We start from the raw sequence: 25,826 nt of genomic DNA, 5'->3' as shown, positions 1-25,826 counted from the left end.
ACTCGACTAGTTGAATAAAAAACATGCTACTTTTTAAATTGAGTTTTTAATTCTACTAATTTATTTTTGATAAAAGGATCAATATTCTCAGGTAATTCATTTAAAGCAAAAAATTCTGCTTCAATTCCTTGATTCTGGTCAGGTGCTATTTTTCCCTCATAATCTGCACATAAATAACCGATCGCTACAGTTTGGTATTCATCTCCACTTTCTTCTACTCGATTTATTAATTCCTTGCCTGAATAGACACCAAATAAAGTTAACTTGTTAATTGTTAGTCCAATATCACGAAGGATATTACGTTTTAGACAATCTTCAACCGACTCATTTAACTGTAAAATATCACCTGGAATACTCCAAGTTCCACCTATGTATCGATAAAGTAAAATCTCTCCGATCTGGTTTAGAATCGCTACACTTGGTCGCACAATAATTAAAGGATCATTACCAATCTTTTCTCTCATAGCATCACAATAATTCATATTAACCTCCAATTTGAGTAATAAACTTCGTAACGTTTGCTAAACAACAACTACCTTGAGGATTATTGATTTCACAACCACATCGATTTGCTTTAATGTTTTCTCGAATGTGTTCAATTGGATTCTGCTTATCTTCTTTTGTAACGAACTGTTGAATCTTTTCTTTTGTCCAATCAAAGCAGTAGCAAACAGGCGCTTCAAGTGAAATTTCTTTTTGGAAAACAGGAACTTTTATTTCGGATGTAGTATATGAATTCTTCTCCGAATCATAATATACCACTTCACAGTCAGCAGTTGAACAAAAAAAATGGTCTAATTCTGCATTAAGTAACTCCAAGGATGATGGCTTTAACATTGATTTTAGAGTAATCGTTTTTAACTTTTTACCAACTACTCCACAAGTCGAACAGGAATGAACCTCTTTTGGCAAAGAATCATTTACTTTACAACAATCGCTCATGATTTTTCTCTCCTTGAGAATCGATTTTATATCAAAATTATACCATTCCTTATTGCACTAATCTGCCATTTAGTCGTATAAGGAAATCAACAATTTACTTTAAAAGCGCATTTATTTTAAGTTTTTAGCAATCATATATGAATCATCAACTACTTTAGAATCTAGATAAAATTTCTTCACAAATAGCTCCGACAACTACTATAATCCAGGGTGGCAATTTCATAAACACCAACATACTAAACAGTACAGCCACAATCACAAAATCATAAATGGATAACACTGAGCTAATCCATATTGGGTTACAAAAAGCTGAGATTAAAATCCCGACTACTGCAGCGTTTACGCCTAATAAAGCTCGCCTTAAATTTGAATTGCGACGCATACTTAACCAAAAAGGTAGCGTACCGAAAATAAGTAGGAATGCAGGTAAAAAGATGGCAATCGTTGCGATTAATCCTCCTTGCCAACCCTTCATAATAGTTCCTAAATAGGCTGCAAACGTAAATAATGGTCCAGGTACAGCCTGTGTCACGCCATATCCCGCCAAAAAGGTTTCTTTGCTTAGCCACCCTGTTGGGACGAACTCACGTTCAAGTAAAGGAAGAACGACATGGCCTCCTCCAAATACCATGGATCCAGCCCTATAAAAACTGTCAAATAATGATATCCATTTAGATGTTGTAAAAGAATTAATTAAAGGTAATACGGCCAATAAAATAAAAAATAGAGCTAGACAAATTACGGAAAACCTTTTTGAGATATTAGTAACAAGCGTAGTTTTATCACTGTTTTCATTATCTTGAAATAGGAAATATCCGAGTATTGAAGAAATTAAAATGACTGATATTTGAGTTGAAGTTGATTGCCAAATTAATGTAGCTATCATTGCAAATAACGCAATTGCTTTCCTTTTTAAATCAGGAGTTAAGTTCTTGATCATGCCCAAAATAGCTTGTGCGACAATCGGGACAGCAACCAACTTTAAACCGTGGATTAATCCAGAATTGTTTAGATTGAAGCCGTGTAGAAATAATGCGAATAAAATAAGTACGATTACAGAAGGCAATGTAAATCCAATAAATGAAACGATTCCGCCCAATATTCCTGCACGTAATACACTGATACCAATTCCAACTTGGCTACTAGCCGGCCCTGGTAAAAACTGTGATAGTGCTACTAAGTCTGCATAGCTTTTATCGTCAATCCAATTTCTTTTTCTTACATATTCTTTATGGAAATAACCTAAATGAGCAATAGGTCCTCCAAACGAAGTTAAGCCTAGTTTAGTAGAAACAATCAATAATTCTAGTAAAACATTTAACTTCTTATTTTTATGGTTAAGATTCATATTTTCCTCCAGTTGCAATTACTTATAAATAGTATAGTTTCATTCATCTTCTAAACCAATGAAGTTTCATAGACTTTTACATAAGATTTACATTAAGGGCAGGAAGGGCATGATATCTGTTAAACTACAAATAAAATGATTAAAGTTAGGTGGAAAATAGATGGAGAAAATAAATATCCAGACATATAAAAAAATGTATCCTATGCTAGAGCAACTGATTAATTTAGACGAATATTTTTGGCTAAATCCTAAACTTGTGGAGTTTCAATCAGCGATAAAAAACTCACCTCTTACTCAAGATGACGTTAAGGACGCAGATGAGCGATTAAAACGCTTTGCCCCATATATTTCAAAGGTTTTTCCAGAAACTCAAGTCACAAATGGGATGATTGAATCTCCTTTAGTACAAATCCCGTCCATGAAACAATCATTAGAGAAAAATTACCACCAATCTATATCTGGAGAACTATTATTAAAATGTGATAGTCATTTACCGATATCTGGTTCTATAAAAGCAAGAGGTGGCATTTATGAAATCTTAAAGCATGCCGAAGACTTAGCTTTTGAGCATGAGTTATTAACGCGAGAAGATGATTATTCGATTTTAGCAAGCGACAAATTTAAAGAATTCTACTCACAATATTCAATCGCGGTCGGTTCTACAGGGAATCTAGGACTAAGTATCGGGATTATTAGCGCAAAGTTAGGTTTTAGAGTAACAGTACATATGTCAGCAGATGCAAAGCAATGGAAAAAGGATTTGCTTAGAAGTAAAAACGTTCATGTTGTTGAGTACGAAGCGGATTATAGTAAGGCAGTAGAGGAAGGGCGAAAACAGGCGGAAGCAGACCCTACATGTTATTTTGTGGACGATGAAAATTCACATGATTTATTTCTAGGGTATGCAGTAGCAGCCTCACGTTTGAAAAAGCAATTAGAGGAAATGGATATTACAGTTGATGAAAATAATCCTTTATTTGTTTATTTACCTTGTGGTGTAGGAGGAGGACCTGGTGGTGTTGCATTTGGATTGAAATTATTATTCGAAGATAATGTTCATTGCTTCTTTGCCGAGCCAACTCATTCTCCTTGTATGTTACTTGGATTAATGACTGGACTAAATGAAAAAGTTTCTGTACAAGATTTTGGAATTGATAATATAACAGCAGCTGACGGACTAGCAGTTGGTAGACCATCTGGATTTGTTGGAAAAGTGATGGGACCACTTTTAAGCGGTAGCTATACAATCAGTGATGAAAAACTATATTCGATGTTAGCCGATCTAGCTGATACTGAAAATATTTATTTAGAACCATCAGCACTAGCTGGTATGATCGGCCCAATAAAGTTATTTAAAGAAGGTAGTAAATATTTACTAAAAAATAATTTGTTAGCAAAAATGGAGAATAGTACTCATATTATTTGGGGTACGGGTGGCAGTATGGTACCGGAAAAAATGATGAAAGAGTACTATCAAAAAGGCTCACTTTTTAAATAAAATGTATAGTGTTAAATTTTTTTAATGTTATAAAAGTGAAAAAATTCTTTTAATGCAGAATAATTTGACATATATTTGTATATGTAAATAAGTTTTCTATTTAGATTTTGACGCAAGATATTTTCTTTTTAATTGCTATGTTAAAAATGGATGATAAAAGCCATTCCGTTATGCACGGATGGCTTCAATTTCAAAAAAAATAATACCCCATTGGGTATTGGAATACTTGGTATTAACGTAATCCATTTAACAAAGCTTTTAAATTAAAAAGCACAAACCATATTCTCATTAGGAGCGATAAAATTGAATTTAGAAAAGTATTTTTCACAATTTAGAAAAGAAATTATTGGAAATGAAAGACTATTTTTATCACCATTTGGTGAGCAAAAAATTATCTACTTAGATTGGGCTGCTAGCGGTAGATTATATCAACCAATTGAAGAAAAACTAGTTTCAACATTTGGGCCGTATGTTGCAAATACACATACTGAATCGAATATAACAGGAAGTACGATGACGAATTGCTACCACGAAGCATTAAGCATCATCAAGGAACATGTGAATGCAAGCGCTTCCGATACAATCATTACTGATGGTTCAGGAATGACGGGCGTAATGAATAAGTTTCAACGTATTTTAGGGCTAAAAATTCATGAGAATTTTCATTTCCGTTTAAGTTTACCTGAAGAAGAAAGACCGGTTGTATTTATCACAAGCATGGAGCATCATAGCAATCATACCTCATGGTTAGAAACAATTTGTGATGTAGAAATTATACCTAATTGTGCCAATCATGTAGTCGATTTAGAATTTTTAAGAGAACGACTTGAGTTTTATAAAAATAAGCGAAAATTAATTGGATCATTTAGTGCTTGCTCGAATGTATCTGGTTTAATTACACCTTATCATCAACTAGCTAGATTAATGCATGAATACAATGGTGTTTGTTTTGTTGACTTCTCAGCTTCAGCGCCATATGTTGACATTGATATGCATCCTAGTGATCCAATGGAAAAACTTGATGCAATTTTGTTTTCTCCACACAAGTTTTTAGGAGGACCTGGCAGTAGCGGAGTATTAATTTTTGACTCTTCTTTATATCAAAATAAGATACCGGATCACCCAGGTGGAGGAACAGTTGAATGGACGAACCCATGGGGTGAGAAAAAATATATTAATAATATTCGCGAAAGAGAAGATGGAGGGACTCCAGGATTTCTTCAAACAATCAGAACAGCTCTTGCTATAAAAGTAAAAGATGCAATGGGCACAACAAATATATTAAATCGAGAAGAAGAATTAGCACAAATCGTATTAGCTGAGCTGAGAACAATTGAAAATGTTGTGTTACTTGAAGATTCAATGAATCACAGTTTAGGCTTTTATTCTTTTTACTTAAAGGATATTCATCATAATTTAGTCGTTAGATTATTAAATGATCGTTTCGGAATTCAAGTACGCGGTGGTTGTTCATGTGCGGGAACTTATGGACATATGCTATTAAACATCACAAGAGAAATGTCTAAGTCAATTACAGATGAAATCGACAATGGAAATATAAGTGTGAAACCTGGCTGGATTCGTATGAGTGTGCATCCAACAACAACGAATGAAGAAGTATTAATTTTTACTAGTGCTTTAAAAGACCTAATTGAAAATATTGTTGAATGGTCAAAAGACTACATTTATTTAAAAGAAAAAAATGACTTTATTCATAAAGACGAAGCAGTTATGGAAGTGGGCACTTATTTTGAGATGGAAATGGCAGTGAAATCTTAAAAACCTAAAGTATTGATAACTTTATAAAAGATCACTCCGGTGTGATCTTTTTTACTGATAGAGTTTCATGCAGTTTTCAATATAGTAAAGATTTACGAAAAAATTGCCATTAGATAACCAAACTTGTTTAAATTTAATTGATTGACAATATACCCTATGGGGTATATATTACGTATAAGAATATTCCACATATATTCTATGTTAAGCTTATTTAGTACGGTCAGTTAGGGGTGATTTAATGAAATATAATGATCCAGTAAAAAATAGAATAAAGCGAGTAGAAGGACAGCTTCGTGGCATTTTAAAAATGATGGAAGAAGATAAAGATTGTAAAGAAGTCATAACTCAATTATCAGCAGTTAAATCAGCTTTGGATCGTACGATTGGTGTAATTGTAAGCTCGAACTTAGTTGATTGCGTCCGAAATGCAAGTGAAAATGGGCAAGATGCTGAAGATTTAGTAAAAGAAGCTGTAAATCTTCTTGTAAAAAGTAGATAAAATGCGAATTTGCACCGTTTTTTATTTTTATATCATATACCCATAGGGGTAACAGTATATATAAGATATATTTTTTTGTTTTGTTATATACCCCAGTGGGTATAAAGAACGATAAGGAGAAAGAATATGACAACGAAGAAAACAAATATCATTCTATTTAGTGGAGATTACGATAAAGCGATGGCAGCTTACATTATTGCGAATGGAGCAGCAGCTTTTGATCACGAAGTAACTATTTTTCATACATTTTGGGGACTAAATGCTCTACGTAAAGATGAGCATGTAGCAACGAAAAAAGGTTTTATTGAAAAAATGTTTGGAAAGATGATGCCTAGAGGCGCAAATAAAATGGGACTTTCTAAAATGAATTTTGCCGGGTTTGGGCCCAAAATGATTAAGGATATTATTAAAAAGCATAATGCACTACCATTGCCGCAACTAATTGAGATGGCACAAGAGCAAGAAATCAATTTAGTTGCTTGTACAATGACAATGGATTTACTAGGACTTCATTCAGAAGAATTATTAGATAATATTGAGTATGCAGGTGTAGCAGCTTACATTGGTGAAGCCGAGGAAGGTAAAGTTAACTTATTTATTTAATTCAAAAGGAGACTTGATAAACATGAAAGAAATAACTTCGATTGAACTTGAGAATCATTTAAAAACGGGGAAAGAAGTAAAGATCATTGACGTTCGCGAAGTAGATGAAGTTGCTGCGGGTAAGATTCCAGAGGCAATTCATATACCGCTTGGATTAATTGAATTTCGATTACACGAATTAGATAAATCAAAAGAATATATCATGGTCTGTCGCTCTGGAGCTAGAAGTGGTCGTGCAACGGATTTCTTACAATCTCATGGTTATAATGCAAAAAATATGATAGGCGGCATGCTTTCTTGGGAAGGAAGCGTAGAATAATTTTTTTTAACAAATAGATACCCCTGATGGTATTTAATGTACGGAGGACTGAAGATGGAATTCATAAAATCAAACGTAAAATTAGATGCTAAAGGCTTAGCATGTCCAATGCCGATTGTGAAGACAAGAAAGGCAATGAAGGAATTAGAAAATGGGCAAGTAATCGAGGTTCAAGCAACTGATCGAGGATCAAAAGCAGACATTAAAGCTTGGGCGGAAAGTACTGGAAATCAGTATTTAGGAACAATCGAAAACGGAGAAGTATTGTTACATTATTTAAGAAAATCTTCGGATGAAAATACGGATGAAAAAAAGTTTGAAAACATCATATCAAATGATGAACTAAACAAAAAAATAAAAAGCGAAGATGCTCTCATTTTAGATGTAAGAGAAGAAGCGGAATTCGTATTTAACCACATCCCAAATGCTGTATCGATTCCTTTAGGTGAATTAGAAAATCGTTTGACTGAGTTAAATAAAGATAGCGAAATATATATTGTTTGCAGGACTGGAAACCGTAGCGATCTTGCAGCTCAAATGCTTGCTTCAAATGGCTTTACTAACGTATATAATGTTTTACCTGGAATGAGCGAGTGGCCTGGAGAAACAGTTAGCATTAGAGGATAAATATTTTTTTAGTGAAAATTATACGGTAGGGGGTATAAATAATGACAGTCACTTCAATGTCTGCAGAAGAGATTACAAAAAAAATAGTTAATAAAGATGAGCTATTTATATTAGATGTTCGAAATACTGACGACTACAATGACTGGAAAATTGAAGGTTTAAATTTTGAACATTTAAATATACCTTATTTTGATTTGCTTGATGGGGTTGAGGATATTTTACAAAATATCCCTTCAAATAAAGAAGTTTTAGTAGTGTGTGCGAAAGAAGGATCTTCAATTATGATCGCGGAGATGCTTTCAGACGAGGGGCTAGATGTAGCATATCTTGCAGGTGGAATGAAAGAGTGGAGCGAGTATTTAGAGCCAGTAAAAATTGCAGAGTTAAAAAACGGCGGAGAACTATACCAATTTGTGAGAATCGGTAAAGGATGTTTATCTTACATGATTATTTCAAATGGAGAAGCTGCTATTATCGATTCAACTCGAATGACAGATATATACATCAATTTTGCAAACAAAAAGAACGCTAAAATTACACATGTATTAGATACTCATCTTCATGCAGACCATATTTCTGGTGGAAGAAAAATTGCTGAGCTAACTGACGCAACATACTGGTTATCTTCAAAAGATGCATCAGGCGTAACTTTTGAATATAGTCCATTAGAAGATGGAAATAAAATAATGATTGGTGAGTCATCAATTAGTATTGAGGCTTTATATTCACCAGGCCATACAATCGGTTCAACATCATTTGTAGTTGACGACAGCTTTCTTCTTTCCGGTGATATTTTATTTATCGATTCAATTGGAAGACCTGATCTAGCTGGGATGGCGGAAGATTGGGTAGGGGATCTGCGTGAGACACTTTATAAAAAATATCGAAACTTATCAACAGAATTAATCGTACTCCCTTCACACTTCATGGTAATCGGCGAATTAAATGAAGACGGTAGCGTTTATAAAAAACTTGGCTATTTATTTGCTGAGAATCATGGCTTGAACATTGAAGATGAGAACGAATTTAGAAAAACAGTTACCGAGAATTTACCACCACAACCAAACTCGTATCAAGAAATTCGTGAAATGAATATGGGAAAAATAGATTTAGATGAAGAAACACAAAGAGGAATGGAAATTGGTCCAAATCGATGTGCGGTAAGATAAGTAAAAAAACAAGGAGGAAACTAAAATGGAATCAACAAAATTACTAGATGCAAAAGGCTTAGCATGCCCAATCCCAATTGTAAAAACAAGAAAGGCAATTGCAGAAATTGGTGTAGGTGACGTACTAGAAATTCACGTCACAGATAAAGGGGCTAAAAATGATCTAGCAGCTTGGGCTAAATCAGGTGGTCATGAATTACTAGAATATGTAGAAGAAAATAATGTATTAAAATTTTGGATCAAAAAAGGATAAATTAATCGATTCATAGTTTCAATTATAGGGGGTCTTCAATTGGACTGGACCTTAATTTTAGTACTGTTTTTAGTTGGCTTTATTGGTTCTTTCATCTCAGGCATGGTAGGGATAGGCGGAGCGATTATAAACTATCCAATGTTATTATTTGTACCTCCATTATTAGGATTTGCATCTTTCACTTCACATCAAGTTTCGGGGATCAGTGCCGTGCAAGTAGTATTTGCAACTTTAGGTGGAGTATTAAGCTATCGTAAAAGTGGTTATTTAAATAAAAAAGTTATATTAAGTATGGGAATAAGTGTACTAATCGGAAGTTTTCTTGGAGGATTCGGTTCAAATCTACTTTCAGAGCATGGGATTAATCTTGTTTACGGTATTTTAGCAATGGTTGCGGTCATTTTAATGTTCATTCCTAGAAAAGAGATTGAAATAGCAGAAAGTGGTCAAATCTCAATCAATATATGGCTTGCGGCAGGTTTAGCATTTGTCGTTGGTACTAGTGCTGGAATAGTCGGAGCAGGCGGAGCATTTCTTTTAGTACCAATCATGCTAACAATCTTAAAAATACCAACACGAATTACAATTGCTTCTTCGTTAGCAATTACATTCATTTCTTCAATAGGTGTTACAATCGGTAAAGTCTCTACCGGCCAAGTTACAATTTTGCCTACTATTATCGTAGTAATTGCAAGTCTAATTGCTTCACCATTAGGAGCAAAAATAGGCAAAAAAACAAAAACGCAGGTTTTACGAGGAATTTTAGCAGTGTTAATCGGATTTACTGCTTTGAAAATATGGTTTACGATTATTAAAACATGGATTACTTGAATAGGGATTTAGTTTAAAAAGCAGCAAAACTTTTATGAGAGTTTTGCTGTTTTTTTCTCCCTTTTTTATGTAATTAACAAGATAACTATCGAATACGAACAACCAAGAGTTAAAATTAGGATGTGAGGTATTAAATACTAATGTTAGTAAAATATAAAGAAAAAAGGATCTTCATTTTTTTAATGAAGATCCCATTTGCATTAAAGTCTTTATAACAAAATTTATCTATTTTCTTAGTGTATTAAATTATTTTAAAGTTGAAGTACTTTCTTCGGTTTTGCAATGTTCGCATGTTGAATAGATTTTTACTATTTTTTTATACTCCGCGTACTCAATAGTTTCTTCACATTCTTTACATATTAAAATTTGCATGAGAAACACCCCCTACACCCACTATAGCACGTTCAATTCGTTATTTCTCCAGGGACTTTACCTACCCTGTGGACGGAAAAAGTCCATGGGGAGAAAACGTTGAATTAGCAAGGTTTCTTAACAAAAATCGACTCAAAATATTTTTTTCTTGGTATTAAAAAATAGATAAAAAAACTATATGAAAATATGTTTTTGGTAAGCATATGCTAATTAATGTAAACAGAAAAAATTACTATTTTTAACCAAAAACCCTCAAAAAAATTCTAAAATAATACTTGACGTATTAAAAAAAGAGGGATAATATTAACTCAATAATTTTAAAACTTAATAATTTCTATTACTTATCCAGAGAGGTGGAGGGACTGGCCCTACGATACCTCGGCAACGGGTTTGTTGTTTCGTAACAAATACCGTGCTAATTCCTGCAAATCGTTTAAGCGATTTGAAAGATAAGAAGTAAAGTGGCTTATATATTTAACCCCTCTTCTTATCTGTGTTATTGGATAAGGAGAGGGGTTTTTTGATAGTTTACAAGCGAAAAAAGGGGGAAACACACATATAAAACCTAGTTTACACATAAGAATACTTTGTTATATTTAAGATTACTAGCATTGGAGGAATAAGTTTGATTGAGATTAAAAATGTCTCCAAGGTTTATCCTGGAAGGCCACCAATTAAAGCTCTAAATAATATTAATATGAAAATTGAGAAGGGAGAGATTTATGGAATCATTGGCTTTTCTGGAGCAGGTAAAAGTACATTGATTCGTTGTTTAAATAGACTTGAAGAACCTACAGAAGGATCAGTTCTGATTGATGGTTTAGATTTGATGGCTTTGAATAATGAGGAGTTACGAAAGACGCGTAGAAAAATTGGCGTCATATTCCAGCACTTTAATCTACTTTCAGCGAAAACGGTGTTCGATAATATTGCGATGCCGCTTTACCTTGAAGGAAAGAAGAAAAGTGATGTTCAAAAAAAGGTAATGGAATTAATTGAATTTGTTGGACTTTCGGGGAAACAAGATGTTTATCCAGGGCATTTATCGGGAGGACAAAAGCAAAGAGTGGGAATAGCAAGGGCATTAGTAACAGACCCGGACGTTCTGCTTTGCGATGAGGCAACATCAGCATTGGACCCTGAAACAACGAAGAATGTACTGGAGCTTTTAAGGAAGGTAAATAAATCTTATAATCTTACTATTTTCCTAATCACGCATGAAATGAGTGTCATTCGTGATTTATGTGACAAAGTTGCCGTCATTGAGAATGGAGAAATTGTTGAAGAAGGCCATGTGTACGATGTTTTTACGAGTCCACAAAAAAGCATTACAAAGAATTTCGTTAACACTGTATTACACCATGAGGTACCTCCTAAGTTATCGAACTCATTGGCAAAGGGAAAATATTATCAATTAGTCTTTTTAGGAGAAAAGGCTGCCAATCCTCTATTATCAGAGGTCCTTAAAAAGTTCGATATTCACCTAAACATTCTTTATGGATCTATTACAGAGCTGCAGGAAAGACCATATGGGAATTTGCTTGTTGCACTAGATGGGGCAGAAGAAGAGAGTGAAAAAGCTATTAAATATATTTTGGAAAAAGGAATAGATGTAAAGGAGGTTGAGTTAAATGGAGCTTAATTGGGAATTCTTTTGGCCACAGTTTCTGCAAGCATGCAATGAAACATTTCTGACAGTACTCGGTTCATTTATTTTTGGAACAATTATAGGTTTGCCATTAGGTATTATCCTAGTTGTAACAAGGCCGGGACATATAATGGCAAACAGACCCGTATTTACGGTGTTAAATACAATTATTAATATTTTACGATCTGTGCCATTTATCATTTTACTAGTTGCCATTATTCCGTTTACTAGATTAATAACTGGAACATCAATTGGTGTAGTTGCGGCAATCGTTCCGCTATCAATTTTCGTTGGACCTTATTTGGCAAGATTGATTGAGAACTCAATGCTAGAAGTAGATAAGGGAGTGCTGGAAACAGCCTATGCAATGGGAGCTACGAAGTTTCAAATTATTACTAAGTTTATTTTACCTGAGGCGATCCCATCGTTAATATTGTCATTTACAACAGCAACGATTGGACTAATTGGTTCAACCGCAGCAGCGGGTGCTGTTGGGGCTGGTGGTTTAGGTGACTTAGCGATTACATATGGTTATCAACGATTTGAAACAATCGTTATTATCATTACTGTTGTATTGCTGGTATTTATTGTTCAAATCATTCAAAGCTTAGGAAATACGTGGTCAAGATATGTGAGGAGGAAAAGAGGATGAAAAAGTTTTTTAGTATTTTTGCAGTATTATTATTTACCGTTTCGGTATTAGCAGCGTGTGGTTCTAAAGAATCATCAGGTAATGGAAACAAAACAATTAAGATTGGAATAAACGGTGATGACGGTGAACTTTGGAGAATTGTCCAAAAACAAGTAAAAAATGATGGCATTAAGTTGAAAATCATTTCTTTTTCAGATTATGTACAGCCAAACACAGCACTTAACGATGGTAGTCTTGATTTAAATGCTTTTCAAACAATCACATACATGAACCAATTTAAAAAGGATCATAATTTAGATATTTCTGCGATTGGTTCCACTGTTATTGCCCCAATGGGAATTTATTCTCATAAATATAAAAATCTAAATGATATCCCAGAAGGTGCAACGATTACCATTCCAAATGACGTAACGAATGCAGGACGTGCACTTAAACTATTACAATCTTCAAAGTTAATTAGTTTAGTAGATAATTTTGACCCTAAAGGAAGTATTGAACAAATTAAAGAGAATCCTAAGCATCTAAAAATCAAACCGATTGCTGCAGGTCAAACAGCTAGATCATTAGATGATGTAGGTGCAGCTATCATTAACAATGGTTTTGCTGTTCAAGCCGGATTAGATCCTGCAAAAGACCCACTTTATAAAGAAGATCCAAATGATAAAGCTGCTATGCCATATATTAATGTTATTGCATCCCGTACAAAGAATAAAAATGATAAGGATTATTTAAAAATTGTGAAGGCATACCAATCAAAAGAAGTTCATGACTACATTATTAAACGTGACAAAGGTGCGACGGTTCCGGTTGTCGTTACCATTGGGAAAATCAAAAATTTATAAGATTGTATTTTGAACTTCATTTCTTATATAAGAGAGCAAAGGGGAGAATAATGACATGACAGTTAAAACTGAAACGCATAGAGACCAAATTGTGAAAAGTATTGAGGAATTGAAAGAAACATACATTCAAATTAGTCATCAAATACATGAGAAACCTGAAATAGGCAATCAAGAGTTCTTTGCTTCAGAAACACACACTAAAACATTAGTAGAAGCTGGTTTTGATGTAACGCGTAATATCGCCGGACATGAAACAGGCTTTGTAGCACGAAAAAAATCGTCTAAGCAAGGCCCGACGATTGCCTTTTTAGCAGAATACGATGCACTGCCTGGTCTTGGTCATGCATGTGGACATAATATTATTGGGACTACGAGTGTGGCTGCAGGAATCGCCCTTGCCGAAGTAATTTCTGAGACTGGGGGAGAGGTTGTCATATTTGGAACTCCTGCGGAAGAGGGAGGACCAAATGGAAGTGCAAAAGGTAGTTTCGTAAAAAATGGATTATTAGAAGGTGTTGATGCAGCTCTTATGATTCACCCAAGTGGTAAAACAGGATTAACAAGCCCATCTCTTGCAGTAGATCCATTGGACTTCCACTTTTATGGTAGAGCGGCCCATGCGGCTGGTTCCCCAGAACACGGAATTAATGCACTAGATGCCGTAATCCAATTATTTAATGGAATAAATGCCCTTCGTCAGCAACTTACTAGTGATGTACGAATACACGGAATTATCACTCACGGAGGCGATGCGCCTAATATTATTCCAGAATACGCTTCAGCGAGATTTTTCATCCGTGCTAGTACATGGAAGACTACGGAAGAGGTTTCAACTAAGATTCGTAATATTGCCGAAGGAGCGGCGCTTGCAACTGGCAGCACTGTGAAAATTGAGAGATTCCAAAATGAAGTCCACGACTTTATTATCAATCAATCACTTGATAGCATCGTAGGTGAAGAATTAGCTTTATTAGGAGAAACAATTAGTGGCAAAAACGGAGGGATTGGATCGACTGACGCTGGTAATGTCAGCCATGTAGTTCCGACTTCCCACGCATATATAAAAATTGGACCTGATGATTTAGTAGCTCATACGAATGAATTCCGCGAAGCTGCTCGGTCGCTACAAGGTGATCACGCTCTCATCAAGGGTGCAAAGGCATTGGCTTTAACTGGTTACCGATTAATTACTGATCATAAACTTTTGGAAAAGATTCAAACAGAATTTCAACAAACAGAAAAATAATTAACATTAAAGGTCAGAAAAACCATCATTCTGACCTTTTTATTTTGATAGTTCTTTCGATTTTCGGTTTTTAAGTAATGATTACAATTTAAAAACCAGAATAACTAAGAGCGTTTTCTGGTTTATTTCTCCTTACTCGAATGCTCCTTTAACGATCGGAATTCCTTTCTCTAACATAATCTTGCCGTTTGCAATAACAGTCTCAATCTCCAAATTATCATGTTGTAATAATACAAGATCTGCATCCTTACCTATTTGTAAACAGCCTTTTTGAGGTAGCTTTAGCACTTGTGCAGGATTGGATGTGATCACTTGAATAGCTGTTTCTAATGGAATTGCTTCCTCTAATATTGCATCTTTTACTTCTTGGAAAAGAGAGGACATCTTTCCGACTTGAAGGCCAAGATACTCACCATTTTTATCGAAATAAGGGAGACTTGCTTGTGCATCAGATGAAAAGGTAATATTCCCAATAGGTACACCGTGATCGAGCATCAATCGTAATGCTTTGCTACACTTGACCTCACCTTCCTCTAAAAACTGAGGGATTGTACTCGTTGTAAAATCGACATATCCACCTCTTAGAGCGTATTGAATTCCTGCCTCAAATAACTCTTCATTACGATTAATATGTGTAGGATGGAAATGACGCATTGGGATGTTTGTTTTATCTATTATTTCATGTAATAGAGAAAGTTTATCTGATCCATCGCCCACATGAATTTCCAATACTCCAGCCTTACTAGACAAAATCCCACCATTTCGTGCAGCAGTAGCGATTTTTACCAATTCTTCAAATGTGGGTTCTGAAGAACGGTGATCTGAAATAGCGATCTCACCGACACCAATTATTTTATCAATTAATATGATGTCATCTTCAATTTTACTTGTTAATGTTTTTACGGGGACATGATAAGAACCTGTTTGAATATAACATGTAATTCCTTCTTCCTCTAAACCTCTTGCCTTTGCAAGAAGACTTTCCATTCTTCTTGTTGTTCCATCTGTACCAAGTAAGCCAACTAAAGTAGTGACACCTGCAGTAGTAGCAGAAGTTAACATGAGTTCTGGCGTGCGTGTTTTGAAGCCGCCTTCTCCTCCTCCACCGATAATATGGACATGTGAATCAATAAAACCTGGTACTACAATATTGTTGGTAGCATCTATTATGTTGCAATTGTATGAGTCTGGAGGTAGTGGAATATGATCCCCTATTAAGATAATTTTTCCGCCCGCAATTAGTATGTCTTTGCGACCGATCGAATGTGGTGTGTATACTTGACCGTTTTTTATTAAAGTTAACAACTTGTGATCCTCCTAATATTGTAATATTTTAAAATGGGCCGTAGTGAATATAGTGAGCGACCAGTACTGCTATTAATCCAATCAAATATTGAAGAAATACTAATGGGAAAATCCATTTAGCCCATTTAGTCCACGGAATCCCTGCAATTGCCAGTCCTGCCATTAATGTACCTGCTGTTGGGAAAATGATGTTTCCTATTCCATCTGCAAAGGAGAAAGATAAGACAGCGGTTTGACGTGTTATGTCTAATAGGTCAGCTAACGGTGCCATAATTGGCATTGTTAACATTGCATGTCCACTCCCAGACGCTAATATAAAGTGGATGGCAGTTTGGAAATTATACATTCCAATAACACTTAAGTAAGAGGGGATATGCTTAATTCCTTCTGAAACCTCATGAAGCATTGGGTCAACGATATGACCTTGGTTTAAAACTACTACTATTGCACGCGATACGCCAATAATGAGTGCACCGGTTATTAATGAAGCGGAACCTTGAGTGAATGATTTAACGAGATGATCAATAGATAATTTTCCAATGATTCCAATTACAACAGTTAGAATGATAAACAACGCAGCAATTTCTGTAATATACCATTGATACTTTATTACGCCAAAAGCTAGAACGATATAATTGATAAGAAACGCCATAAAAATTAGTTTATGTCTTGAAGTGAGTTTTTCTTTAGATGTTAAAATCACATTTGTATGCTCGGATGAGTACTTGCCATAAATTCCTATGGTAGGATTTTTCAATACCTTCATTGCATAACGGTAAACGAATAGGACAGAAACAAGATAAACAATCACAAATAATACTAGTCGAAAGCCAATTCCTGAAAAGGTAGGTAGTTCAGCTATTCCTTGTGCAATTCCAACTGTGAAAGGATTCATTATTGCTGTTGTAAAACCTGAAGATGCACCAACTAATACAATTGCCGTTCCTGTAATTGTGTCAAAACCTAACGCGAGTGCTAGTGGAATTAATAATGGAATATAGGCTAATGTTTCTTCAGCCATCCCCATTAAAGAACCACCTATAGCAAAGAAAAACATCATAATTGGGATTAACAACTTTTCACGAGCAGCTAACTTTTTAGCCATTGTCGATATTAATACTTCAACTGTTCCGGTAGCATTTAATACTCCAAAAAATCCGCCGATAATTAAAATAAAAAAGATGATATTTGCAGCTTCTATCATTCCTAAATGAATTGCTTTTGTCATCTCGAAAAAACTAACTGGTGTTGATTTAATCCATTTAAACGAATTTGGATCTACTGTAGTATGTCCAGCACGATCAATTCGTGCATATTCACCTGCTGGTAAAAAATGAGTAAGGATTGTCGCGACTGCTAAAATGATAAGTAATAATGCAAAAACATTTGTTGTTCTTTCTTTTTTAGCGATAGTTTTAGGTATCATTTCCTGTGATTGTAGTTGATTCATCTATTTTCTCCTTTTAATAGAATAGAAACAGTTAATAAATCCCTTCGTTTTTAATAAGAAAATATGAAAATAATAAAGCTGTCCCCTTTCCTCCTTTAATAGAATCCAATTTATTAAAATGACGACTACTTTCTTATATTAAGCAAATAGTGTGCCAAATTTAAAAAGGCTACTTTTAAGATGGTCTAATCTATTTACGGGTTTATTTGGGTGTTTTTGGTTCTTTTGGTGTTATAATAAACCCAATTACTTAAGATAAGGCATGGTGTTGTATTGTGAAAATGTCTCTAACATTAATAACAGGAAGTGTAAAAACAAAACAGGCATTGTATAGTCAACTTTCACATTTGTTAGGAGACTATTTATCAATAAAAAGTTATTCAATTGAAGAAGGGTTTGATTATGAATTAAAGGATGATATTATTCTTTATTCATCAAATGAAGCGAAAATAGAGTCAGAAAAAATGGCTCCTATTCATGCGAAGAATGTAATGGTTGGGAAAAGAACGCCTAATCATGAAAACTTAGACAAGCTCTTAAGGATTACTAGAGAAACAAAAGTACTAGTAGTTAATGATGACTATAATTCTACAATTGAGTTGATTCAGTCTTTGTATCAATTGGGTATTAATCACTTGGACTATTTTCCTTACAAATTAGATCAAGTCTATTATCCTGACATAAATATAGCTATTTCCCCGGGTGAAACTCATCTATGTCCACATCATATAAATGAAGTCATTGATATTGGCGTACGTCTTTTTGATATGACGACGATCTTGCAAATTGTTGAATACTGTCATCTGGATAAAGCAATTGCTTCCTTAATTTCAGAGAAATACATCCGAAATATTATTGAATTGCAAAGAAAGCTCATACTTGCAGAGCATGAAACCAAAAAAGTAAATGAACATATTCAAAATGTCGTTGATGCAGTTGATGATGGTATTTTAGCAATTGATAAATTTCGTACGATTACAGTGTTTAATGATCGATTAGCGGCACTTTATCAAATAACAACTGAAAACGCTGTAGGGAAAAAGATTGATCAAATCATTTCGCAGCAAATAATTAAAGAATTTATTTTAAATGGAGAAGAAGAAAGTAAGTTTTTTACAATAAATAACGTTGATATTGTAATCTATCGATTTTTTATTAAAGAAGAAGATAGGGTTGTAGCGACGTTTAAAAGTGTAAATCAAGCAGTCGAAATTGAAAAAACAGCACAAAGAGAGTTTAGAAACCAAGGATTTTATGCTAGATATGATTTTGATGATATTATCGGTGAACATCAGTCGATTGTTAAATGCAAGGCAATCGCGAAAAAGCTTGCAGTTGCTGAACATCCCATCCTAATTCAAGGTGAAACAGGGACGGGAAAAGAACTTTTTGCACATTCGATCCATCAACACTCACTTAGAAAGAATGGACCATTTTTGGCAGTAAATTGTAGTGCGTTTACCGAGAGCTTACTAGAGAGCGAATTGTTTGGCTATGAAGAAGGGACGTTCACAGGGGCTAAAAAGGGTGGGAAAAAAGGCCTTTTTGAAATGGCAGATGGAGGCACTATTTTCTTAGATGAAATAGGAGATATTAGTTTAAACGTTCAGTCACATTTATTACGGGTTCTACAAGAACAGGAAATTCGTAGAATAGGTGGTAGGAAAATTATTCCGATTAATGTTCGAGTGATTGCAGCAACGAATAAGAACATTCAACAAAAAATATCAGAAGGTGCATTTCGTACGGACTTGTTTTACCGACTGAACGTTTTAAGCCTTTTTATTCCTCCATTGCGACTAAGAAGAAGTGATATACCAATATTAACAAAGCATTTTATAACGAAAAGTGGTAAGTGGATCCCGATGCAGAATGATGTATTAGAAGATTTAATGCTACGTGATTGGTTTGGTAATATTCGAGAATTAAAAGGTATGATCGATTATATGCTGACGGTATGTGATGGACATATTATTAGTAAGAACGATTTTCCACATTATATTCTTTCAGATTTCAACGAATCATCTGATTTAGAAACTAATGTATTTAAATTGCCGACTAGTATGCTTGAATTAAAAGAACATATTATTATTTTAAAAGCAATAAAACAGTGTAATGATTCAGGTAAATCTGCAAGCCGAGAATTTATTTCAAATAGTAGTAAAAAATCTGGCACATTTTTAACAACTCAACAAATTAGGCTTCGTTTAGATCACTTGGAATCAATTGGGTTTATAACAAAAGGTAGAGGTAGAGCAGGTACAAAAATCACTACAGATGGTGTAGATTACTTGCAGCATCTTATGTCAAAAACGATTTAATCCGAACAAAATAGAGAAAGTTAATTCACACGGAAATGCCCTAAAAAAGTTATTTTTAGGGCATTTCTAATTTACTAGTAGTTTTCATTTCCCAGGCTACTTCATATAATCGTAAGCAGAACTTTACGATAAATTAACTTAGAGAGTGTAAACTAATTGTAAAGAAGAAAGTTTTTTCTGATTTATTTGATTGATGATTTATAAGTAAGGAGTAATTAATAATGGAATCCTTAAATAATCAAAAAGAATTACCTGATGAAAGTGTTAAATATGCACAACAGCATTTAGCAAATGAAAGAACATATTTAGCATGGTTGCGTACAGCAATTTCGATCACTGGTGTAGGATTTTTAACAACCTCAATTCATTTTACGATTAAAATTAGCGATAATTATTTCATTAATACACTAGCAGTTTTTCTTGGGATTTATGCATGTGTTGTAGGTTTTATTACAGGAGTATTAGCTACAATGCAATACAGTAAAAAGCGGAAAGAAATTCAAAATGGAAAATTTATACCTGCGAATAATTCAGTTATTCTTGTATCGATTTTATTTTCTTTTTTAATATTCATGATTGTGATGTATCTTTCCTTATTATTATTTAAATGAAAACAGTTTAAAAATCCTCCGTTTGCCTGTCCTTTTTATAGGGATAATTAAAAAAAAATCGAATATTTAATAGAGTGGACAGTAAAACGAATGGAGTGATTAATATTTTAAATCCTATATCTCGATTTGAAACAATTAATGGAATGGAGCTTCATTTTACAGAATGGGGCGATCGAAAAAATCCAACGGTTGTTTGTTGGCATGGATTAACTAGAAATGGTCGCGATTTTGATATTTTAGCGCGTCATTTAGCAAAGAATTATCATGTAATTTGCCCCGATACAATTGGACGAGGATTTAGTCAGTGGAGTGCTAACCCTGAACAGGACTACTGTTTTGAAAACTATGTAAATATTGCGATTGGTTTATTAGATCGATTAGAGATTGAACAAGTTCGCTGGGTAGGAACATCAATGGGTGGAGCAATTGCAATGCGACTTGCAGGAACACCCGAACATCAAAAGCGAATTTCTCATTTAGTATTAAATGATATTGGTGCAGGTGCTTCAGAAAATCAACCTCAAGACATTGAAGGAATTAAGAGAATTATTTCTTATGTAGGTGCACCTCCCGCATTTAAAACATTTACTGAATTGAAGAACTACTATAAGTTAATTTACAACTCATTTGGTGTTTCAAGTGAAGAAGAATGGAATGACTTTACTCAAAACTCTTGCCGCAGAAGAGATGAAGGTGGAATTAGCCCTGATTATGATCCTAAAATTGCATTGCAATTCCAACACTCTGAAGATCTAAACTTGTGGAATTACTGGGAGGCTATTCAGTCAAAGATTTTACTCATTAGAGGAGAAATTTCAGACGTATTGCCGCTTGACGTAGCTTTAAAAATGAAAGAAACACAAAGCTTTCAAATGGAAACAATACCTAAAGTCGGTCATGCGCCTGCATTAAATACTAAAGAGCAAATTTCAATTGTTGAGAAGTTTTTAATGGAAGTTTAGTTAATATATAGGTTATAAGAAAACCCTCTATGAGGGTTTTTTAGCGTGTTGATAAATATTAGTCAATATTGAGCTGATAATATCATACCTATAAAGGCTTTATGAGTATGTAAAAATGCCAAAAACAGAAAGGTGTTACTCATGAAGGGGTTCGTGAGTAAGCAAAAGAGCAAGATTCTGCAAAAATGTTACTCATAGAGGGTTCATGAGTAAGTAAAAGAGTAGAAATCAGTAAAAATGTTACTCATGAGGGGTTCATGAGTAAGTAAAAGAGCAAAAATCAGCATAAATGATCCTCATCAGGGGTTCCCCTCTAAAAAAGGTTTTTATTATTTTATTGACTATGACGCGACGTCACCGTATAAACTGTGAAATGATAGGAGGGATAGCAAGTGGATACCAAATTTTATTATATAACTGAATTTGCAAGAAAAACTTCTGTTTCAGTTAGAACGCTACGATACTACGATCAGCAAGGTTTATTAATACCAACAAATACTGACGAATCAGGTTTTAAATTATACACAGATTCTGATTTAGTTCAGCTTCAATCAATCCTTACTTTCAAGTTTTTAGGTTTTTCATTGAAGGATATTCAATCTATTTTAAATGAAAGTAGCTTAGACTTATCTACAAAGTTAAATGAACAAAAAGCAATGTTGGAAGCTAAAAAGAATCAAATTAATAAGATTATAAATGCGATTGAACAGGTAGAAACAACCCTCAATTCAGCTTCAATAGATTATGAAAGTGTTACAGAGCTAATTCAATTGGCACATTTTAATTTAAAGCCTGAATGGGTAAATCAATATTTATCAACAGAGGACCGTAAAGTGATGAGAGGAATTGCAAAAGAGTCTTACACTAAAGAAACTTTACAAAAATTAGCCAAGCGCGGATGGACTGAAGAAGACCATATTCGTCATTTAAATGATTATCAATATTTTAGAAAGAAACTATCTGAGCTTGTTCAAGAAGGATATAAAGTAGAGAGTGCTGAGGCGCAAGAATTAGTTAAGTTTTTAATGGAGATGAATAATCGCTATAGTCAAAATGATCCTCAAATTAAAGAAGGTATGAAAAAGTCTTGGGAAAGATTTAAGTCTTTGCATGAAGATCAAAAGCCAAAAATATATACGATCCCAGAATTTGAATTGGAATTTATTAGACTTGCGAGTATTTTTTATCACCAAAAATTAAATAATCATAAAGCATAAAAAAAGATTGAACAAATGTCACTTAAACATCTGTTCAATCTTTTTTATTTTTTAATTGAAGAATGTTGCCCAAAGTAAGTATACATTTAAAACTGCTATCACGGATGCAATCGTCCATGCAATATATTTGAGCCAAGTTTTGTTAGCAAATTTACCCATCTTCTTTGGATCATTCGTAAACATAACTAGTGGAATTACCGCAAATGATAACTGTAATGATAGGATAACTTGACTAAGGATTAATAAATCTGCGGTTCCTTTTGAACCGTAAAGATAAGTTACGATCAGAGCTGGTGTAACAGCAATTAAACGAGTAATTAATCTTCTTATCCAAGGTTTAAGTTTAATATTTAAAAAGCCTTCCATGACAATTTGCCCAGCTAGAGTACCAGTTAAAGTAGAATTTTGACCTGAGGCTAACAATGCCACTCCAAAAAATGTACTTGCTAAAGTCGTTCCGAGTAATGGAGTAAGTAACTGGAATGCGTCTTCAATTGATGCGACATTTGTATGACCTGATTTGTAAAAAGTAGAAGCTGCTAAAATTAAGATTGCTGCATTTACAAATAATGCGATCATTAATGCAACTGTTGAGTCAATTGTAGCAAATTTAATTGCTTCTTTTTTGCCCGTATCAGATGTATCATACTTTCTAGTTTGAACGATTGACGAGTGTAGATATAAATTATGAGGCATAACAGTTGCCCCTAAAATTCCTAAAGAAATATAAAGCATTTTTGGATCTGTAATAACTTGAGAACTTGGAATGAATCCACCAAATACAGCTTTTATATCAGGTTGAGACATGATTAGTTCAAAAACAAAACTACCTGTAATTAAAATAATTAAAGAAATTACAAATGCTTCGATGTATCTAAATCCTTTATTTTGTAACATTAAAACAAGAAATATATCTAAAGTCGTCAAGCAAATACCATAAAATAAAGGGATACCAAATAATAAATTTAAAGCGATGGCTGACCCAATCAATTCAGCTAAGTCACATGCGGCAATTGCAGCTTCACAAAGTAACCAAAGTACAAATGATACAGGTTTACTAAAGTGGTCTCGACATGCTTGAGCTAAATCTCTACCAGTAACAATACCTAATTTAGCAGATAAAGATTGAAGGATGATGGCCATTAGATTTGATATTAAAATAACCGATAATAAATTGTAATTAAAAGCAGATCCGCCTGCTATTGATGTTGCCCAGTTTCCAGGGTCCATATAGCCAACCGCGACTAAATAACCTGGCCCTGCAAATGCAAGAAATTTACGGAAAGAACTAGCTTTCTTTGGAACGGATAATGATCGATGGACTTCTTGCAAACTAGGTTGTGATTGTTCCTGTCTCCAGCCGGCCTCGTCATAAATGACTTTTTCTTGTGTTTTTTGTGACATGTTTCCCACCACCTGTTTTATTGTACACATCTAATAGTTTTTCCCTAGGGAAAGTTTTTAAATTATATGCTGATTTTAACACAATAGTTCTTATTTGTAATAAAAAATTTTTTATAATTCGCTAATTTTCAGTAAATATCTGATAAACGTTGATTAATAGGGTTTTCTTTGGTTTCTGCTTTTTTAATATTTTCTATACTATTTTGAGATTATGGGAGAAGTTAGCCATTTATATTTGTGATATACTAGTCGAAAAATTTAGTTAGTTAAAAGGGAGAGTTAGATGGAAAGTACAGATTAAATTCTATTGAAGACGAAATTAAAAAGGAAAATTATATAAAAATAAATAATACGAATTTGAGTGCAGAAGAAGTGGTGAAGTTGATAAAGGAGAGGCTTGATTTGTATGTAGTAATTTGAAAGACATTGTAAAGAGTGTAGAAGAATTAAAAAACTAAAAATATTTATCCTTTTTAAGAAGTTGTTTTATACAGCTTCTTTTTTTGCAACATTTCAATACTGCATAGTAAAAGTAGATAAAACATATATTTGGTACGGGTATGTAATTAGGAACTGAAGGGAGAAAGTCATGGATGATTATTTTAATGAAAAGAGAAGATTAAATAGTAGCATTCCACAACCAATTAGACCAGATGGCGCAGGAGCGACAGATAATGGCCCGCGAGATATTATGCGAGATATAGAAAATCCAGATATGCTAGTACCTCCGATAACAGACGAGGGAATGATTCCGAATTTGAAATTCTCATTTTCTGATACTCATATGCAATTAAATCATGGTGGTTGGTCAAGAGAAATAACTGTAAGAGAATTGCCAATCTCTACTACAATTGCTGGAGTAAATTTGCGCTTAACTCCAGGGGGAGTAAGAGAGCTGCACTGGCATCAACAAGCCGAATGGGCTTATATGATTTTAGGAAAAGCTAGAATTACAGCTGTTGATCAAGATGGACGGAATTTTATAGCGGACGTTGGAGAAGGGGAGATTTGGTACTTTCCTCCAGGTATTCCACATTCAATTCAAGGACTAGAAGAGGGTTGCGAGTTTTTACTCGTTTTTGATGATGGGAGTTTCTCAGATTTAAATACAATATCGATTTCAGATTGGTTTGCTCATACTCCTAAGGAAGTACTTGCCAAAAATTTTGGAACAACGCAAAATGTCTTCGGAAATATCCCTAAGGAACAAGTGTATATTTTTCAAGAAGAGGTACCTAAATCTCTCGAAAGTCAACAAGTGCAAGATCCGTATGGGAGTGTACCAAAAAGTTTTTCTTATAATTTACTAGCACAAAAACCAATTATTACTCCAGGAGGAACAGCACGGATTGTTGATTCTACTAATTTTCCTATTTCAAAAACAATTGCCGCTCTTGTAGAAATAAAACCAGGTGGAATGAGAGAAATGCATTGGCATCCGAACAATGACGAATGGCAATATTATTTAACTGGTACGGGGCGAATGACTGTATTTGGGGGCAGTGGAAATGCACGTACTTTTAACTATAGAGCCGGGGACGTAGGATATGTACCATTTGCGTTTGGACATTATATTGAAAATACAGGAGACACAAGCCTTTGGTTTCTCGAAATCTTTAAAAGTAATCGATTCGAAGATGTATCACTTAACCAATGGATGGCACTTACTCCACATGAATTAGTAAAAGAGAATTTAAATGTAGGCAATGATTTAATTGAAAGGCTACGCAAACAAAAATGGCCGGTAGTTTGATAGAAAGAGAAAAACCACCTAACATGCGTTATATTTAGGTTAAAGTAGTAAAACTATTGAAATTAAAGGGACCACACATTTTAGATATGTCTAATATGTGTGGTCTTATTTTTATATTTAGCTATGTTAAAGTATAAATATTGACATTCTTATGCAACTATCCTGAAAATTACTA

General features: G+C 34.1%; 25 protein-coding genes and 1 riboswitch. Of the genes, 18 read left to right on the top strand and 7 right to left on the bottom strand.

The genetic code is table 11. From position 1 onward, the window contains the following. Positions 1 to 26: 26 nt before the first annotated feature. The 3 genes from CN692_RS24515 to CN692_RS24505 all read right to left on the bottom strand — a co-directional run bounded on the left by CN692_RS24515 (position 27) and on the right by CN692_RS24505 (position 2,290). Complete coding sequence (locus tag CN692_RS24515) at positions 27 to 482, bottom strand: NUDIX domain-containing protein (RefSeq protein WP_098121753.1); 456 nt, start codon at positions 480 to 482, stop codon at positions 27 to 29. Position 483: 1 nt separating this feature from the next. Next, on the bottom strand, positions 484 to 942 hold the full coding sequence (locus CN692_RS24510) for a putative iron-sulfur cluster-binding metallochaperone (RefSeq protein WP_098121752.1): 459 nt from the start codon (positions 940 to 942) through the stop codon (positions 484 to 486). Between the two features lie 154 nt (positions 943 to 1,096). Beyond that, on the bottom strand, positions 1,097 to 2,290 hold the full coding sequence (locus CN692_RS24505; RefSeq protein WP_098121751.1) for a chromate transporter: 1,194 nt from the start codon (positions 2,288 to 2,290) through the stop codon (positions 1,097 to 1,099). Positions 2,291 to 2,450: 160 nt separating this feature from the next. On the opposite strand from CN692_RS24505, the gene CN692_RS24500 reads away from it, so the two are divergent. The 9 genes from CN692_RS24500 to CN692_RS24460 all read left to right on the top strand — a co-directional run bounded on the left by CN692_RS24500 (position 2,451) and on the right by CN692_RS24460 (position 9,868). Continuing rightward, positions 2,451 to 3,788: a D-serine ammonia-lyase gene (locus tag CN692_RS24500; protein ID WP_098121750.1), complete on the top strand. Its 1,338-nt coding sequence runs from the start codon at positions 2,451 to 2,453 to the stop codon at positions 3,786 to 3,788. Between the two features lie 303 nt (positions 3,789 to 4,091). Further along, positions 4,092 to 5,567, top strand: a complete 1,476-nt coding sequence (locus tag CN692_RS24495; protein WP_098121749.1) for an aminotransferase class V-fold PLP-dependent enzyme — start codon at positions 4,092 to 4,094, stop codon at positions 5,565 to 5,567. A 238-nt stretch (positions 5,568 to 5,805) separates the two neighbouring features. Continuing rightward, positions 5,806 to 6,066 carry a metal-sensitive transcriptional regulator gene (locus CN692_RS24490; RefSeq protein ID WP_098121748.1) on the top strand — a complete coding sequence of 87 codons (261 nt, stop codon included), beginning with the start codon at positions 5,806 to 5,808 and terminating at the stop codon, positions 6,064 to 6,066. Between the two features lie 126 nt (positions 6,067 to 6,192). Beyond that, positions 6,193 to 6,669 (top strand): DsrE/DsrF/DrsH-like family protein, encoded by a 477-nt coding sequence (locus tag CN692_RS24485; RefSeq protein WP_098121747.1) that lies wholly within the window; start codon positions 6,193 to 6,195, stop codon positions 6,667 to 6,669. 22 nt (positions 6,670 to 6,691) lie between these two features. Next, positions 6,692 to 6,988 carry a rhodanese-like domain-containing protein gene (locus CN692_RS24480; protein ID WP_098121746.1) on the top strand — a complete coding sequence of 99 codons (297 nt, stop codon included), beginning with the start codon at positions 6,692 to 6,694 and terminating at the stop codon, positions 6,986 to 6,988. 54 nt (positions 6,989 to 7,042) lie between these two features. After that, positions 7,043 to 7,615, top strand: a complete 573-nt coding sequence (locus CN692_RS24475) for a sulfurtransferase TusA family protein (RefSeq protein WP_098121745.1) — start codon at positions 7,043 to 7,045, stop codon at positions 7,613 to 7,615. 41 nt (positions 7,616 to 7,656) lie between these two features. Then, the gene (locus CN692_RS24470) at positions 7,657 to 8,784 is read left to right on the top strand and encodes an MBL fold metallo-hydrolase (RefSeq protein WP_098121744.1); all 1,128 of its coding nucleotides are present in this window, start codon (positions 7,657 to 7,659) and stop codon (positions 8,782 to 8,784) included. A gap of 25 nt (positions 8,785 to 8,809) precedes the next feature. Then, positions 8,810 to 9,037 (top strand): sulfurtransferase TusA family protein, encoded by a 228-nt coding sequence (locus CN692_RS24465; protein ID WP_098121743.1) that lies wholly within the window; start codon positions 8,810 to 8,812, stop codon positions 9,035 to 9,037. A 39-nt stretch (positions 9,038 to 9,076) separates the two neighbouring features. Continuing rightward, entirely contained in the window at positions 9,077 to 9,868 is a 792-nt protein-coding gene (locus tag CN692_RS24460) for a sulfite exporter TauE/SafE family protein (RefSeq protein WP_098121742.1), read from the top strand. A 246-nt stretch (positions 9,869 to 10,114) separates the two neighbouring features. On the opposite strand, the gene CN692_RS24455 is transcribed toward CN692_RS24460, so the two are convergent. Beyond that, a complete protein-coding gene (locus CN692_RS24455; protein ID WP_098121741.1) occupies positions 10,115 to 10,240 on the bottom strand; it encodes a GapA-binding peptide SR1P in 126 nt (41 codons plus the stop codon). 338 nt (positions 10,241 to 10,578) lie between these two features. Then, a riboswitch (SAM riboswitch) is annotated at positions 10,579 to 10,696 on the top strand. Between the two features lie 169 nt (positions 10,697 to 10,865). Between CN692_RS24455 and CN692_RS24450 the strand changes: the two genes are divergently transcribed. From CN692_RS24450 to CN692_RS24435, 4 genes are read left to right on the top strand one after another with little or no spacing between them, the layout of a single operon-like run. Further along, the gene (locus tag CN692_RS24450; RefSeq protein WP_098121740.1) at positions 10,866 to 11,882 is read left to right on the top strand and encodes a methionine ABC transporter ATP-binding protein; all 1,017 of its coding nucleotides are present in this window, start codon (positions 10,866 to 10,868) and stop codon (positions 11,880 to 11,882) included. Next, entirely contained in the window at positions 11,872 to 12,540 is a 669-nt protein-coding gene (locus CN692_RS24445) for a methionine ABC transporter permease (protein WP_098121739.1), read from the top strand. The genes CN692_RS24450 and CN692_RS24445 overlap by 11 nt, the downstream gene beginning before the upstream one ends. Next, positions 12,537 to 13,382 carry a MetQ/NlpA family ABC transporter substrate-binding protein gene (locus tag CN692_RS24440; RefSeq protein WP_098121738.1) on the top strand — a complete coding sequence of 282 codons (846 nt, stop codon included), beginning with the start codon at positions 12,537 to 12,539 and terminating at the stop codon, positions 13,380 to 13,382. The genes CN692_RS24445 and CN692_RS24440 overlap by 4 nt, the downstream gene beginning before the upstream one ends. Before the next feature lie 55 nt (positions 13,383 to 13,437). Beyond that, positions 13,438 to 14,628 carry a M20 family metallopeptidase gene (locus CN692_RS24435; RefSeq protein ID WP_098121737.1) on the top strand — a complete coding sequence of 397 codons (1,191 nt, stop codon included), beginning with the start codon at positions 13,438 to 13,440 and terminating at the stop codon, positions 14,626 to 14,628. 132 nt (positions 14,629 to 14,760) lie between these two features. On the opposite strand, the gene iadA is transcribed toward CN692_RS24435, so the two are convergent. After that, the gene (gene iadA, locus CN692_RS24430; protein WP_098121736.1) at positions 14,761 to 15,933 is read right to left on the bottom strand and encodes a beta-aspartyl-peptidase; all 1,173 of its coding nucleotides are present in this window, start codon (positions 15,931 to 15,933) and stop codon (positions 14,761 to 14,763) included. A gap of 28 nt (positions 15,934 to 15,961) precedes the next feature. Beyond that, complete coding sequence (locus tag CN692_RS24425; protein ID WP_098121735.1) at positions 15,962 to 17,383, bottom strand: YfcC family protein; 1,422 nt, start codon at positions 17,381 to 17,383, stop codon at positions 15,962 to 15,964. Between the two features lie 272 nt (positions 17,384 to 17,655). On the opposite strand from CN692_RS24425, the gene CN692_RS24420 reads away from it, so the two are divergent. From CN692_RS24420 to CN692_RS24405, 4 genes are all read left to right on the top strand, one after another. Then, positions 17,656 to 19,704 (top strand): sigma-54 interaction domain-containing protein, encoded by a 2,049-nt coding sequence (locus CN692_RS24420; RefSeq protein WP_098121734.1) that lies wholly within the window; start codon positions 17,656 to 17,658, stop codon positions 19,702 to 19,704. Between the two features lie 221 nt (positions 19,705 to 19,925). Continuing rightward, complete coding sequence (locus tag CN692_RS24415) at positions 19,926 to 20,315, top strand: YidH family protein (protein WP_098121733.1); 390 nt, start codon at positions 19,926 to 19,928, stop codon at positions 20,313 to 20,315. Positions 20,316 to 20,389: 74 nt separating this feature from the next. Then, on the top strand, positions 20,390 to 21,277 hold the full coding sequence (locus CN692_RS24410; RefSeq protein ID WP_098121732.1) for an alpha/beta fold hydrolase: 888 nt from the start codon (positions 20,390 to 20,392) through the stop codon (positions 21,275 to 21,277). 392 nt (positions 21,278 to 21,669) lie between these two features. Beyond that, positions 21,670 to 22,494, top strand: a complete 825-nt coding sequence (locus CN692_RS24405; RefSeq protein ID WP_098121731.1) for a MerR family transcriptional regulator — start codon at positions 21,670 to 21,672, stop codon at positions 22,492 to 22,494. A gap of 51 nt (positions 22,495 to 22,545) precedes the next feature. On the opposite strand, the gene CN692_RS24400 is transcribed toward CN692_RS24405, so the two are convergent. Continuing rightward, positions 22,546 to 23,898 carry an Nramp family divalent metal transporter gene (locus CN692_RS24400; protein ID WP_098121730.1) on the bottom strand — a complete coding sequence of 451 codons (1,353 nt, stop codon included), beginning with the start codon at positions 23,896 to 23,898 and terminating at the stop codon, positions 22,546 to 22,548. A 589-nt stretch (positions 23,899 to 24,487) separates the two neighbouring features. Here CN692_RS24400 and CN692_RS24390 point away from each other — a divergent pair. After that, on the top strand, positions 24,488 to 25,651 hold the full coding sequence (locus CN692_RS24390; RefSeq protein WP_098121729.1) for an oxalate decarboxylase family bicupin: 1,164 nt from the start codon (positions 24,488 to 24,490) through the stop codon (positions 25,649 to 25,651). Positions 25,652 to 25,826 lie beyond the last annotated feature (175 nt).

The sequence above is a fragment of the Bacillus sp. AFS002410 genome (genome assembly GCF_002556365.1).
GTDB lineage: Bacteria > Bacillota > Bacilli > Bacillales > Bacillaceae_G > Gottfriedia.
Note: the sequence above shows the minus strand (reverse complement) of the source record. Positions and strands in the feature narration are given on the sequence as shown.

What these genes read in the sequence shown, in the direction of transcription:
- CN692_RS24510 (WP_098121752.1), bottom strand. Translation starts at nt 942, where the DNA reads ATGAGCGATTGTTGTAAAGTAAATGATTCTTTGCCAAAAGAGGTTCAT.
- CN692_RS24400 (WP_098121730.1), bottom strand. Translation starts at nt 23,898, where the DNA reads ATGTCACAAAAAACACAAGAAAAAGTCATTTATGACGAGGCCGGCTGG.
- CN692_RS24470 (WP_098121744.1), top strand. Translation starts at nt 7,657, where the DNA reads ATGACAGTCACTTCAATGTCTGCAGAAGAGATTACAAAAAAAATAGTT.
- CN692_RS24425 (WP_098121735.1), bottom strand. Translation starts at nt 17,383, where the DNA reads ATGAATCAACTACAATCACAGGAAATGATACCTAAAACTATCGCTAAA.
- CN692_RS24485 (WP_098121747.1), top strand. Translation starts at nt 6,193, where the DNA reads ATGACAACGAAGAAAACAAATATCATTCTATTTAGTGGAGATTACGAT.
- CN692_RS24415 (WP_098121733.1), top strand. Translation starts at nt 19,926, where the DNA reads ATGGAATCCTTAAATAATCAAAAAGAATTACCTGATGAAAGTGTTAAA.
- CN692_RS24455 (WP_098121741.1), bottom strand. Translation starts at nt 10,240, where the DNA reads ATGCAAATTTTAATATGTAAAGAATGTGAAGAAACTATTGAGTACGCG.
- CN692_RS24480 (WP_098121746.1), top strand. Translation starts at nt 6,692, where the DNA reads ATGAAAGAAATAACTTCGATTGAACTTGAGAATCATTTAAAAACGGGG.
- CN692_RS24515 (WP_098121753.1), bottom strand. Translation starts at nt 482, where the DNA reads ATGAATTATTGTGATGCTATGAGAGAAAAGATTGGTAATGATCCTTTA.
- CN692_RS24475 (WP_098121745.1), top strand. Translation starts at nt 7,043, where the DNA reads ATGGAATTCATAAAATCAAACGTAAAATTAGATGCTAAAGGCTTAGCA.
- CN692_RS24465 (WP_098121743.1), top strand. Translation starts at nt 8,810, where the DNA reads ATGGAATCAACAAAATTACTAGATGCAAAAGGCTTAGCATGCCCAATC.
- CN692_RS24505 (WP_098121751.1), bottom strand. Translation starts at nt 2,290, where the DNA reads ATGAATCTTAACCATAAAAATAAGAAGTTAAATGTTTTACTAGAATTA.
- CN692_RS24500 (WP_098121750.1), top strand. Translation starts at nt 2,451, where the DNA reads ATGGAGAAAATAAATATCCAGACATATAAAAAAATGTATCCTATGCTA.
- CN692_RS24390 (WP_098121729.1), top strand. Translation starts at nt 24,488, where the DNA reads ATGGATGATTATTTTAATGAAAAGAGAAGATTAAATAGTAGCATTCCA.
- CN692_RS24435 (WP_098121737.1), top strand. Translation starts at nt 13,438, where the DNA reads ATGACAGTTAAAACTGAAACGCATAGAGACCAAATTGTGAAAAGTATT.
- CN692_RS24490 (WP_098121748.1), top strand. Translation starts at nt 5,806, where the DNA reads ATGAAATATAATGATCCAGTAAAAAATAGAATAAAGCGAGTAGAAGGA.
- CN692_RS24445 (WP_098121739.1), top strand. Translation starts at nt 11,872, where the DNA reads ATGGAGCTTAATTGGGAATTCTTTTGGCCACAGTTTCTGCAAGCATGC.
- CN692_RS24440 (WP_098121738.1), top strand. Translation starts at nt 12,537, where the DNA reads ATGAAAAAGTTTTTTAGTATTTTTGCAGTATTATTATTTACCGTTTCG.